Annotated in this window: 12 protein-coding genes; 8 read left to right on the forward strand and 4 right to left on the reverse strand. The window is 33.2% G+C overall.

Annotated elements, in window-relative coordinates:
- Positions 1-172: 172 nt before the first annotated feature.
- Complete coding sequence (gene nrdD / locus ACGH49_RS09750; RefSeq protein ID WP_411589190.1) at positions 173-2,308, forward strand: anaerobic ribonucleoside-triphosphate reductase; 2,136 nt, start codon at positions 173-175, stop codon at positions 2,306-2,308.
- A 16-nt stretch (positions 2,309-2,324) separates the two neighbouring features.
- Complete coding sequence (gene nrdG, locus ACGH49_RS09755; RefSeq protein WP_065607630.1) at positions 2,325-2,789, forward strand: anaerobic ribonucleoside-triphosphate reductase-activating protein; 465 nt, start codon at positions 2,325-2,327, stop codon at positions 2,787-2,789.
- A 14-nt stretch (positions 2,790-2,803) separates the two neighbouring features.
- Here nrdG and can read toward each other — a convergent pair whose 3' ends face one another.
- The 4 genes from can to ACGH49_RS09775 all read right to left on the reverse strand — a co-directional run bounded on the left by can (position 2,804) and on the right by ACGH49_RS09775 (position 5,997).
- Entirely contained in the window at positions 2,804-3,463 is a 660-nt protein-coding gene (can, locus tag ACGH49_RS09760) for a carbonate dehydratase (RefSeq protein ID WP_411589191.1), read from the reverse strand.
- A gap of 46 nt (positions 3,464-3,509) precedes the next feature.
- Positions 3,510-4,562 carry an FAD-binding protein gene (locus ACGH49_RS09765; protein ID WP_065607626.1) on the reverse strand — a complete coding sequence of 351 codons (1,053 nt, stop codon included), beginning with the start codon at positions 4,560-4,562 and terminating at the stop codon, positions 3,510-3,512.
- A 179-nt stretch (positions 4,563-4,741) separates the two neighbouring features.
- Positions 4,742-5,782: a CobW family GTP-binding protein gene (locus ACGH49_RS09770; protein ID WP_411589192.1), complete on the reverse strand. Its 1,041-nt coding sequence runs from the start codon at positions 5,780-5,782 to the stop codon at positions 4,742-4,744.
- A 17-nt stretch (positions 5,783-5,799) separates the two neighbouring features.
- Positions 5,800-5,997, reverse strand: coding sequence for a YbdD/YjiX family protein (locus ACGH49_RS09775; RefSeq protein WP_065607622.1), 198 nt, complete (start codon positions 5,995-5,997; stop codon positions 5,800-5,802).
- A 304-nt stretch (positions 5,998-6,301) separates the two neighbouring features.
- On the opposite strand from ACGH49_RS09775, the gene murA reads away from it, so the two are divergent.
- The 6 genes from murA to ACGH49_RS09805 all read left to right on the forward strand — a co-directional run bounded on the left by murA (position 6,302) and on the right by ACGH49_RS09805 (position 11,832).
- On the forward strand, positions 6,302-7,555 hold the full coding sequence (gene murA / locus ACGH49_RS09780) for a UDP-N-acetylglucosamine 1-carboxyvinyltransferase (protein ID WP_411589194.1): 1,254 nt from the start codon (positions 6,302-6,304) through the stop codon (positions 7,553-7,555).
- A 52-nt stretch (positions 7,556-7,607) separates the two neighbouring features.
- Complete coding sequence (locus tag ACGH49_RS09785; RefSeq protein WP_174798892.1) at positions 7,608-8,183, forward strand: DJ-1 family glyoxalase III; 576 nt, start codon at positions 7,608-7,610, stop codon at positions 8,181-8,183.
- Positions 8,184-8,194: 11 nt separating this feature from the next.
- Complete coding sequence (locus tag ACGH49_RS09790) at positions 8,195-9,091, forward strand: cation diffusion facilitator family transporter (RefSeq protein WP_411589195.1); 897 nt, start codon at positions 8,195-8,197, stop codon at positions 9,089-9,091.
- Between the two features lie 93 nt (positions 9,092-9,184).
- Positions 9,185-10,147: a 6-phosphofructokinase gene (pfkA, locus tag ACGH49_RS09795; RefSeq protein WP_034914458.1), complete on the forward strand. Its 963-nt coding sequence runs from the start codon at positions 9,185-9,187 to the stop codon at positions 10,145-10,147.
- A 222-nt stretch (positions 10,148-10,369) separates the two neighbouring features.
- Entirely contained in the window at positions 10,370-10,627 is a 258-nt protein-coding gene (locus ACGH49_RS09800; RefSeq protein WP_065607616.1) for a GNAT family N-acetyltransferase, read from the forward strand.
- Between the two features lie 134 nt (positions 10,628-10,761).
- Positions 10,762-11,832 (forward strand): acyltransferase, encoded by a 1,071-nt coding sequence (locus ACGH49_RS09805; protein WP_411589196.1) that lies wholly within the window; start codon positions 10,762-10,764, stop codon positions 11,830-11,832.
- Positions 11,833-12,097: the final 265 nt, after the last annotated feature.

The following is a 12,097-nucleotide window of genomic DNA, read 5'->3' on the forward strand; positions in this document are numbered from 1 at the left end:
TGTATAATTTAATATATGTTTACTATATATAGTAGTATTTGAGCGGTGGCAAAATTTGGGATTATATCAAAAAACTAATAATTTGATAAAAAATGAATAATAACAACGAATATTAATGTTGGTATAACGCCTGCGGCAAATGCTAGTTATTAATGAATATTGAGGAGTATATATGCCTGTAGTAATAAAACGAGATGGTTGTCAAACTGCATTTAATGAGACTCGAATTAAAGATGCAATTGTCAAAGCAGCTGTGGCGGCGAATGTTCATGACCCAGATTATTGCGCAGCGGTTGCTCGTGTTGTTACTAATCAAATGAGCGAACGTGAAAGTGTTGATATCAACGAAATTCAAAATGCAGTTGAAAATCAGTTAATGTCAGGCCCTTATAAAAAATTAGCGAGAACTTATATTGAGTATCGTCATGATCGTGATCGTGCTCGTGAAGAACGTAGCCGTCTAAATCAAGATATTCGAGGGTTAATTGAGCAAAGTAATGTCGCCATTTTAAATGAAAATGCTAACAAAGATAGCAAGGTGATTCCAACTCAACGTGATTTACTTGCGGGTATTGTAGCAAGGCATTATGCGAAGCAGTATTTATTACCTAAAGATATTTCTCGTGCTCATGATTGTGGTGAAATTCATTATCATGATTTAGATTATGCGCCATTTTTCCCTATGTTTAATTGTATGTTAATTGACTTAGATGGTATGTTAACTAATGGTTTTAAAATGGGTAATGCTGAGATCGAGCCTCCAAAATCAATTGCTACAGCAACTGCGGTAACTGCACAAATTATAGCACAAGTGGCTAGCCATATTTATGGTGGCACGACCATTAATCGTATTGATGAGGTTTTAGCAAAGTTTGTTACTATTAGTTATAACAAACACAAACAAGTGGCTGAAGAATGGAATATCCCAAATCCAGAAGCTTATGCCGAAAGCCGAACTCAAAAAGAGTGTTATGATGCGTTTCAATCTCTTGAATATGAAGTAAACACCTTACACACTGCTAATGGACAAACTCCGTTTGTTACTTTTGGTTTTGGTTTAGGAACTAGTTGGGAATCACGCTTAATTCAAGAGTCTATTTTAAAAGTTCGTATCAAAGGATTAGGTAAAAATCATAAAACAGCAGTTTTTCCAAAACTTGTTTTTGCCATTAAAGGTGGTATTAACCATAAACAGGGCGATATTAATTATGATATTAAAAAACTTGCACTTGAGTGTGCAAGTAAACGGATGTACCCAGATATTTTAAATTACGATAAAGTTGTTGAAGTGACGGGTTCATTTAAAACTCCAATGGGTTGTCGAAGTTTCTTGGGCGTTTATGAAGAAAACGGCCAGTTAATTCATGATGGGCGTAATAATTTAGGTGTAATTAGTCTAAATTTGCCTCGTATAGCTATTGAAGCTAAAGGTGATGAAGCTAGATTTTGGGAAATTTTAGATAAACGTTTAGAACTATGTAAAAAAGCATTAATGACGCGTATTGCTAGACTTGATGGCGTAAAAGCAAGAGTGGCACCAATTTTATATATGGAAGGTGCTTGTGGTGTAAGGCTTAACGAAGATGACAATGTTTCTGAAATTTTCAAAAATGGGCGAGCTTCAATTTCTTTAGGTTATATTGGTCTTCATGAAACATTAAATGCACTTTTCGGAAATCAAACGCATCCATTTGATAGTGATAAATTACGCGAAAAAGGCGTGGCAATTGTTGAGTATTTACGTAATGCGGTGGATCAATGGAAGAACGAAACCGGTTATGGGTTTAGTTTATATAGCACACCAAGCGAAAATTTATGTGATCGATTTTGCCGACTTGATACGGCTGAATTTGGTGTAATTCCAGGTGTTACTGATAAAGGTTATTATACTAACAGTTTCCATCTTGATGTTGAGAAAAAGGTTAATCCGTACGAAAAAATCGAATTTGAAAAACCTTATCCTCAAGTTGCTAATGGTGGTTTCATCTGTTATGGCGAATATCCAAATATGATTAACAATATCAAAGCATTAGAAGATGTTTGGGATTATAGTTATTCACGAGTTCCTTATTATGGGACTAATACGCCAATAGATGAATGTTATGAATGTGGTTATACTGGTGAATTTTCTTGTACTAGCAAAGGCTTTGTTTGCCCAAGTTGTGGAAATCATGATTCTTCAAAAGTATCGGTTACTCGTCGTGTTTGTGGATATTTAGGTAGTCCTGATGCCCGCCCATTCAATGCAGGTAAACAAGAAGAAGTAAAACGTCGAGTTAAACATTTAAATAATGGTCAAATTGGTTAATAATCAATAAATATTTATGAATTATCATCGCTATTATCCTGTCGATGTTGTTAATGGGGAAGGAACTCGCTGTGTTCTTTTTGTTGCCGGGTGTGTACATCAGTGCCCAGGTTGCTATAACAAAAGTACATGGGGAGTAAATTCTGGTTTACCATTTACACAAGCACTTGAAGATCAAATCATTAAAGATTTACAAGATACCGAAATAAAACGTCAAGGATTATCGCTTTCTGGCGGTGATCCTTTGCATCCTCAAAACGTCGCAACTATATTAAAACTGGTTCAACGTGTTAAATCTGAGTGCGATAATAAAGATATCTGGCTTTGGACTGGGTATAAGCTTGATGAGTTAACAACTGAACAACAAGCGGTTATTCCTTATATTGATGTGTTAATTGATGGAAAATTTGTACAAGAACTTGCTGATCCTCGTCTATTGTGGCGAGGAAGCAGCAATCAAATTATCCATCGTTTTAAATAAGAATTATGAGCTAACTACTGGGATTTATGTAAATTTAGAAGATAAGAAATAGCTTCTCGGTAGTTAATTTCAAGATTTTCGCTACTTGATGAAGTGATATGCAAATCAGTAATTTTGCCATTATGAATCCCATAAACCCAACCATGTAAATTAACTTTTTGACCTCGTTGCCATGCAGATTGAATAATTGTAGAGTGTCCAAGATTGTATACTTGTTCAATTACATTAAGTTCACATAAAACATCCAAACGGATATCGGGAGGAAATTCCCCTAGAAGTGAGCTGTTTCGAAACCAAAGATCACGAATATGCAGTAACCAGTTATTAATTAGCCCTAAATCAGGATTTTCAACCGCATCACGAATTCCACCACAACCTAAATGACCACAAACAATGATATCTTCAATTTTAAGTACATCCACAGCATATTGAACAACTGATAAACAGTTTAAATCAGTGTGTATTACAAGATTACCAACATTACGATGCACAAATAACTCACCAGGCTTTAACTTAATGAGTTTCTCTGCTGACACACGACTGTCTGAACAGCCGATCCATAAAAATTTAGGATTTTGTTCAACTGCAAGGTGTTTAAAAAATTCAGGATCTTCTTGCTCTATTTTTTCTGACCATTCGTGGTTAAAACGGATTAAATCATTTACATCAAACATAATTAATATTTTCCAATATATTTCATTATTATTTTTTTATTTTAAGTTATTCAATATGCTGAATCTTACTTTTCATTATTAATTTACGCCACAAAGGAGTTGTTAATAGTTTGGCTTTAACAATTTTACTATAAAGCTTGAAGCGCAATGGTATTGTACGTTGATAATAACATTTATTAGGTTTTGGATGGCCACTATTTAATATTTTACTTAAAATTTCAGCGCTATCTAAAGCATAGCTAATACCTTCTAACGAACTTGCACTAATAAAACCAGCTGCTTCACCAATTAAAAAAATATTTTCATTGCCAGTATAAAAATCACGTAGCCGATTTGGATAAACCACTAAACATTTTTCTGTTTTGAGAGGTTTACCAAAAATAAATCCTTGTGTAGTTAATTTTTCTTTTAATTGGTCAAAATTTTCATTCGCTACTTTTTTAGGAAAAGCACCGCCAAAAATAAAATAACCATTTTTTGAAATACTCCAAGAGTAGCAATTGGTTAATTCATTGTCGAATATACAAGAATTAAATGGCGTTGGATGTTGCTCTGTAAACCATTGTTGTATCGCTACATATTGTCTTATCGTATGCTGAGGATATCGCATTCGTCTAACCAGAGAATTGGCACCGTCAGCACCGACTACATATTGGGCAGTGGCGTTGTGTTCAATTTTATTTTCATCAAGATAAGTGATCTGATAACCATCAATAATACGCCTTACTTCTTTACAGAGTGTATTATGAAGAACGGTTACATTTGATGGTATTAGTGACTTTAGCCACAGATCAAATTTGTGCCGATCAAAACTTACATAACTCCGCTGATAATTGCGAACAAGTTTGGTTTGTAAGTCATAAGTTCTGACATTAAAAATTTGAGGATCAGTTAAAATATCAGCCGGTAAGTTTATATTTTGCCTAGCAAAGGCTTTTTGAGCATCATCTGCTAATAGCCCGCCACAAGGTTTATGAAATCCTTCATTTTCCGTTTTATGCTTTGTATCTAATGCAATGACTTTGAATGAAGGACTCAGTAAACGGGCTAGCGTACTGCCAGCTGGTCCAAGGCCTATAATTGCGATATCGTAATCCATGTTATTGTATAGTTTGTTTTATCATGTTTAAAAAAACGTTTATGTTAGCAAATTAAATTATGTGTGACTATTAAAGATGAGAGTTTACCTATGCCAGTTAACTTGTAAAAAAGTTTCCGGTAACTATATGTTTCAGTATAAAATTAGATGTAATTGTTCTTTTTAATGAATTTATTTTTTTAATCTGTCACTGTTTTTAAAAACGCTTCATTTAATTCATTAAATGGTAGAGTGCGGCTAATTATTATTAATCTGGATATTCTTTCTGATGAGTTTTGCCAAGGTGAGCCATAGTCAAATCCTACAACTTTATGTACACCTTGAACAATTAATCGTTGATCATTATCTTTAATAGCTAAAACACCTTTATAGCGTAACATGTCGTTGCCATATTGTTCGACGAGACTTTCCATAAATGCACCGATTTTTTTTAGATCAAGTTCACCCGCTTCAAAAAGATATGAACAAACGTTGTCATCCCATGAAGTCACTTTTTTTTGTAGTGGCAATGGTTTAAAGTCTGCTTCAAGTTTTTGGGTCGGATTGATAACAAAAAATCCTTTATTTATTGTTAATTCATCACTGAGATCAAAGGCATGTATATCAAGCCATTGCGATTTTGGGATCTGACCTTTTACAGCTTCAAATATAATCGCTTTATGATTAATTTTATGGATTCGATTAATTACCTCTGCTTTTTTTTCGTTATTAATACAGTCAGTTTTAGTTAAAATAATACGATCAGCAAAACCAATTTGTGATAGAGCAACGCGATGTTCATTAAGATGTTTTAAAATATGTTGAGCATCTACAAGAGTAATAATTGCATCAAGTTGAATTGTTTCACGAATTAAATCATCAATGAAAAAGGTTTGAATAATAGGTGCAGGATCGGCAAGGCCGGTTGTTTCGATAATGAGTCGATCAAATTGTAATTCACCAGCTGAGCGTTTTTCATGTAATTTGTGTAATGCTTCAGTAAGTTCCCCTTGCACCGTACAACAAATACAGCCATTAGTCATTTCGACGATTTGAATTTCGCTATTAACATTTAGTAAATTGCTATCAATATTTACAGGGCCAAATTCGTTTTCGATAATAATTACTTTCTCGTTATGGTTATGTGTTAATAAGTAATTAATGAGTGTGGTTTTACCTGAACCAAGAAATCCTGTTAATAAAGTGACTGGCAATAACGAAGATGGAATAGATTTTGTCATTTATACCCCACTAATTGTTAGCAACACTTAAACCCACCTTTACCACTATATTTCGCCTCTTGGCGCTCTTTAAAAAACTCTTCATAAGTCATGGGTGTTTGCTCTGGATGAGTGAGCTTCATATGCTGAACATAATTATCATAATCAGGGATGCCAACCATTAATTTAGCGGCTTGACCAAGATATTTTCCTGCTTTTGCAAGTGAATCAAACATATTTTTCTCTCGACTGAATATTATCGTATTGAAATAAGGGCGCCTTGCAGTCTATGTTATATAACCCAAATTGTATGTGAAAATAGTATATTCACTATAAGGCGCTAATTTGTTTGAGTCAATCATTGATTAATCGTAATTATTTACTAGATCCAAAATAAGATAAAATTTTGAACTTATTGATTTTTAGTTGTTTTTAGTGAATTCAAAAAAGTAATATTTTCAATTTTTTAATGAAATTCATTTAATTATTAGTAAATAACTTCTATAATAATCGCCAATTTATCAAGCATAAGAGTTAACAATGGAAAAGTTTCACGTAACAGGACCAACATCGCTAAATGGCGAAGTAGTTATTTCTGGCGCAAAAAATGCTGCGCTACCTATTTTATTTTCTGCAATTTTGGCGGAAAAACCAGTAGAACTTCGAAATGTTCCTAAGTTAAAAGATATCGATACAACTTTAGAATTGCTAAGCCAGCTAGGCGTAAAATGTGAACGAAATGATTCTATTCACCTTGATGCAAGTCACCTTAATAATTATTGTGCACCTTATGAACTGGTGAAAACTATGCGTGCTTCAATTTGGGCTTTAGGTCCTCTTGTTGCTCGTTTTGGACAAGGACAAGTTTCATTACCTGGCGGTTGTGCTATTGGTGCAAGGCCTGTTGATCTTCATATTAGTGGTCTTGAACAACTTGGTGCGACAATCACACTTGATGAAGGCTATGTTAAAGCATCAGTTAATGGAAAACTAAAGGGCACTCATATTGTTATGGATAAAGTGAGTGTTGGCGCGACTGTTACGATTATGTCAGCCGCCACGTTAGCCGAAGGCAAAACGATAATCGAAAATGCAGCCTGTGAACCTGAAATTGTTGATACCGCTAAATTTTTAAATATGCTAGGTGCCAAAATTACTGGTGCAGGTACAATGCGCATTGAGATTGAAGGAGTTGAATGTTTAGGCGGTGGTGTACATGAGATTGTTTCTGATCGTATTGAAACAGGAACTTTTTTAGTTGCGGCGGCTATATCTAGAAGTAAAATTACTTGCCGTAAAACCGATCCAACCTTACTTGATGCGGTGATTTCTAAATTGAAGGAAGCTGGTGCCAAGATTGAGGTAGGTGAAGATTGGATTTGTTTAGATATGCAAGGAAAAAGGGCGAAAGCTGTTAACATTCATACTGCTCCGCATCCAGGTTTTCCTACTGATATGCAAGCACAATTCTCATTATTAAATATGGTTGCTGAAGGCACAGGAATCATTAAAGAAACCATTTTTGAAAATCGATTTATGCATGTTCCTGAGCTAATTCGCATGGGTGCAAAAGCAGAAATTGAAGGCAATACCTTAATTACCCATGGTGTTGAAACATTGAGCGGTGCACAAGTGATGGCGACGGATTTACGAGCGTCAGCGAGTTTAGTTTTAGCTGGTTGTATTGCTGAAGGTTTAACTACCGTTGATCGTATTTACCATATTGATCGAGGCTATGACAATATTGAAGCAAAATTAAGAAAATTAGGCGCCAATATTGAAAGGGTGAAATAATTCATTTTCGCTAAAAAAATTAATAAGTTGTTTTTTCAAAAGGAGCGGAATGATGACAAAGCAAGCATTGGTGTTTTTATCGAATGGTTGTGAAGAAACAGAAGCGGTAACCACTATCGATTTATTAACCCGAGCTGATATAAAAGTTACTACTGCAAGTATTTCAAATTCTCGTGAAATTGAATGTTCTCGAGGGGTAACCATTTTGGCCAAAAAAATACTTTCGGATGTTCAATACATTGATTTTGATGTTGTTGTTTTACCTGGAGGTGTTAAAGGTGCTGAAAATTTTCGAGATTGTCCATTGCTAATCGAAAAATTGAAACAAACGCACCAAAGTGGCGGTATTGTTGCTGCAATTTGTGCCTCTCCAGCTATGGTTTTACAACATCATAACTTATTTCCACACGCATATATGACTGGTTATCCAACCACTAAAGAGGCGTTTAAAAATTGGAAGTCCGATAGAGTTTATTTTGATGAGTTGTATAAAGTTATTACTAGCCAAGGTCCCGCAACGTCTATTGATTTTGCTTTAAAAATTATAGATGCGTTGTTAGGCCGAATAAAAGCAGCTGAGATCGCTCGGCAATTAGTTCTTCCTTTGGGAATTGAATCCTATCAATAAATAGGCATTAAATGTCAAATTCACATTTGTATGAAAAATTAGTTAAAAGAGCGACGCTAGGTGCCGTTTCAATCTCTATTTCCTTAATTTTAATTAAATTTATTACTTGTTGGTTTACCGGTTCAATAAGTTTATTTGCTTCATTATTAGATTCAAGTATCGATTTACTTGCTTCTGGTGTTAACTTTTTTTTAGTTCGTTATGCACTAAAGCCCGCAGATGCTGATCATACTTTTGGTCATGGCAAGGCAGAATCTTTGGCAGCATTATTACAAAGCGCGTTTATTATTGGTTCTGCAATAATTTTGTTACTTTCTAGTATTCGCTCTTTTATTTATCCGAATGAACTACAGGAACCTTTATTGGGGATTATTGTCTCAACTGTTTCTGCTGTAGTGACATGCATTCTTGTTTTATATCAAAGATATGTTGTAAAAATCACTAAAAGTAATGCTATTCAAGCTGATATGTTGCATTATTCTTCCGACATGTTGTTGAATATTGCTGTTATAATTGCACTTTGTTTAAGTTGGTATGGCATTACTTATGCTGATGCGGCCTTTGCATTTTTTATTGCTTTGTATATTTGTTATAATGCTTATCACATTGCACACAATGCAATTAAAGACCTCTTAGATCACGCTTTACCAGATAGTGATAATTTGCGAATAGCTGAAATTGTTGCTTCATATCCAGATGTAAGAGGTTTTCATGATCTAAAGACCCGCCAAGCAGGCCCTCTCAAATTTATTCAATTGCATCTTGAATTAGATGATGATATGCCTTTAATCACAGCTCATGCCATTGCTGATGCTATTGAAAAACATATTTCTAAAGAATTTTCTCCTGCAACGGTGATTATTCATCAAGATCCAATTTCTGTTGTGCCTATCGAAATGATGAAGTAGAAAAATTAATCAAAAATAGCCTTTATCTTCTATTGTTAGATATCTGTTAAGACTCTATAATAACTAAAAGTTAATAATTTGGAGTTATTTTAAATGATAAAAAAAATAGGTATTTTAACAAGTGGTGGCGATGCTCCAGGAATGAATGCTGCTATTCGAGGAGTAGTGAGAACAGCATTATCAGAAGGGTTGGATGTTTTTGGTGTTTATGATGGTTATATGGGACTTTGCGAAGATCGCATTGTTCAATTAAAGCGTTCAAGTGTATCTGATATTATTACTCGTGGTGGTACATTTCTTGGATCGGCTAGATTTCCAGAATTTAAAGATAAAGCTGTAAGACAAAAAGCCATTGCTAATCTAAAAAAACATCAAATTGATGCTTTAGTCGTTATTGGTGGTGATGGTTCATATATGGGCGCAATGCGATTAACTGAAGAAGGTTTTCCATGTATTGGTTTACCAGGAACCATTGATAATGATATTCGTGGTACTGATTATACTATAGGTTATTTTACTGCGCTTAGTACTGCTGTAGAAGCAATCGATAGATTACGTGATACTTGTTCTTCACATAACCGAATTTCAGTCATTGAAATAATGGGGCGAGATTGTGGTGATTTAACCTTAAATGCAGCAGTTGCTGGTGGTTGTGAATTTATGATTATTCCAGAGGTTTCTTATACGAAGGAAGATCTAATCGAAGAAATTAAGCTAGGTTTTGCAAAAGGTAAAAAACATGCAATTGTGACTGTTACAGAACATATGTGTGATGTAAATCAACTTGCAGTAGACATTGAAGCTGCTGTTCATCACGAAACTCGTGCCACAGTATTAGGGCACGTTCAACGTGGCGGTTCTCCTGTCCCTTATGATCGTATTTTGGGATCTCGTATGGGTGCTTATGCAGTTGAATTACTGCTACAAGGCTATGCAGGTAGAAGCGTTGGCGTACAAAATGGTAAATTAGTACATCATGATATTATAGATGCTATCAATAATATGAAGCGTCCATTTGATATGGATCTATACAATACAGCCAAACGATTATTTTAAATGTTTAAGCATAATTAGTATTAGATAAATATCTGATTGTTTTATTAATAGGTAAACTGTTGAAAATGATATTTTAAACAGTTTACCTATTTGTTTATCTGCTAACTCCTTTAAAATTAGTCGATATGGAATTAGGCTTCTTTTAATAATAAAAGAGTTTTTATTAATCAAGTATGGATGTGAATCACAGTAAACTAATTACAATGTTATATTGGTAATTTTATGACACTATATTTTTTAGAAGATAATGATCGTTTTTATGCTTGTGATGCTAATAATAAAGAAATAGCTAAAATGACCTTTACAAGGATAGGAAAAGATAAAGCTACTATCAATCATACTTACGTTGATCCTGTGTATCGAGGTCAAGGTGTAGCTGATAATTTATTAAACCTTGTGTTAAAACAATTAAAGCAAGAAGAACGTGAAATTATCCCTATTTGTTCGTTTGCTATTAAGAAATTGGCTAGAAAACACTAGATTTAGAAATGATTTATAATAAATTTAGATCTTATCTTTTTTTTGTTTGGATATTTATTTTTGTAAATTGTAGTTCTAATTATATGAAAATGTTGTAATATAAACCAATTATTTCATCATTTACAATATCCAAAATGGTAATAGAAAAACCGGAAAAAATTCATTCTATACATGTATTACGTGGTGTTGCAATTATAATGATTGTTTTTAGCCACTGTTTAGGTGTATTTAAAAATACTCATTTAATTGCTAATAGTTATTTATTTTCTTTTTTAAATTTATTTTGCTTTAATTTTACCACTTTTTTTGTTTTAATTGCTGGTTTTTTATTTCAACATCTAACTTATAAATTTGATACTAAAACTTATTATTTATCAAAATTTAAGACTGTCGTGTGTCCTTATATTTCGGTATCTATTTTTTGTTTTATTTTTTTCCATTATCAGTATTTATCTAATTTACCGTGGTATTCATTGACTGAATCTAGTGTTATTAGCTCAATAATTAGGATGATGTTAACAGGAACACAACTGTTACCATTGTGGTTTATGCCGATGATTATCATTATTTATTTAATGGCTCCTTTATTATATTTTTGGTCGAAAAGGAGTTTGATTGTAGCCGGTCTGATCGCTATGTTTTGGGTTGTAATGTTCACTAAACCTGATTTTACTAAACCGATTTTAAATTTGTTGCATTATGGTCCAGTTTATATAATTGGCATGATGATAAAACAAAATTATCAAACCATTATCAAAATAGTCAAAGATAATTTATTCTTAGTCATATTTCTTTTTGGTTTATGTCTTTTCATTCCATTTGCTTATCGCTATATGAGTCATTTAGGTGTAGAAAAACTTTATTATGATACATTACAAAAAATCATTTTATTTATATTAGCGCTTTATTTTTTAGATGGACTGAATCATAAAACGAATGAGGGGAGATTATATAAATTCTTTTCTTATATGGCAAATATTAGTTTTCCTATCTATTTTATTCATGAAATTATTGTTTTAGAAATCGAACAGCTACTGTATATTTCTCCTCTAGGTTATGTAATCAAAACCGACAATGGTTGGTTAGCATCCTTAGGAGCACTAATCTTTTTAGTGTCTACTTTAATTGCAAGTGTCATTATTGCTAATATAATAACGCTGATTTTTAAAAATAAAGCAAAATATCTTATTGGTGGAATTCGTTAGATAATATCATTTATTATTTGACTGGGTATTATTTAAAATATTTTTATTTGAGTTTTGTATTTAGGATATAGTTTAAAATAACACATTGTTTTTTATATAAAAGAATTTTTGATTTGTTTACATAAGATGTATTAAATAATTCGATTTGAACAAATAAGATGCAAACGAGAATAAAATTAAAATTAATACTTGCACAAAAATTTTAAGCCCCTATAATGCGCATCCACTGACACGCAATCAGCGACAAGCAGGCGGGGAGTTGGTG

The organism is Gilliamella sp. BG7 (assembly GCF_046635565.1).
Taxonomy (GTDB): Bacteria; Pseudomonadota; Gammaproteobacteria; order Enterobacterales; family Orbaceae; genus Gilliamella; species Gilliamella apicola_P.

Bases quoted from the DNA above. Each gene is read 5' to 3' on its own strand.
- ACGH49_RS09800 (WP_065607616.1), top strand. From the start codon at position 10,370: ATGACACTATATTTTTTAGAAGATAATGATCGTTTTTATGCTTGTGAT.
- ACGH49_RS09785 (WP_174798892.1), top strand. From the start codon at position 7,608: ATGACAAAGCAAGCATTGGTGTTTTTATCGAATGGTTGTGAAGAAACA.
- pfkA (WP_034914458.1), top strand. From the start codon at position 9,185: ATGATAAAAAAAATAGGTATTTTAACAAGTGGTGGCGATGCTCCAGGA.
- nrdG (WP_065607630.1), top strand. From the start codon at position 2,325: ATGAATTATCATCGCTATTATCCTGTCGATGTTGTTAATGGGGAAGGA.
- ACGH49_RS09805 (WP_411589196.1), top strand. From the start codon at position 10,762: ATGGTAATAGAAAAACCGGAAAAAATTCATTCTATACATGTATTACGT.
- ACGH49_RS09765 (WP_065607626.1), bottom strand. From the start codon at position 4,562: ATGGATTACGATATCGCAATTATAGGCCTTGGACCAGCTGGCAGTACG.
- ACGH49_RS09790 (WP_411589195.1), top strand. From the start codon at position 8,195: ATGTCAAATTCACATTTGTATGAAAAATTAGTTAAAAGAGCGACGCTA.
- ACGH49_RS09775 (WP_065607622.1), bottom strand. From the start codon at position 5,997: ATGTTTGATTCACTTGCAAAAGCAGGAAAATATCTTGGTCAAGCCGCT.
- murA (WP_411589194.1), top strand. From the start codon at position 6,302: ATGGAAAAGTTTCACGTAACAGGACCAACATCGCTAAATGGCGAAGTA.
- nrdD (WP_411589190.1), top strand. From the start codon at position 173: ATGCCTGTAGTAATAAAACGAGATGGTTGTCAAACTGCATTTAATGAG.
- ACGH49_RS09770 (WP_411589192.1), bottom strand. From the start codon at position 5,782: ATGACAAAATCTATTCCATCTTCGTTATTGCCAGTCACTTTATTAACA.
- can (WP_411589191.1), bottom strand. From the start codon at position 3,463: ATGTTTGATGTAAATGATTTAATCCGTTTTAACCACGAATGGTCAGAA.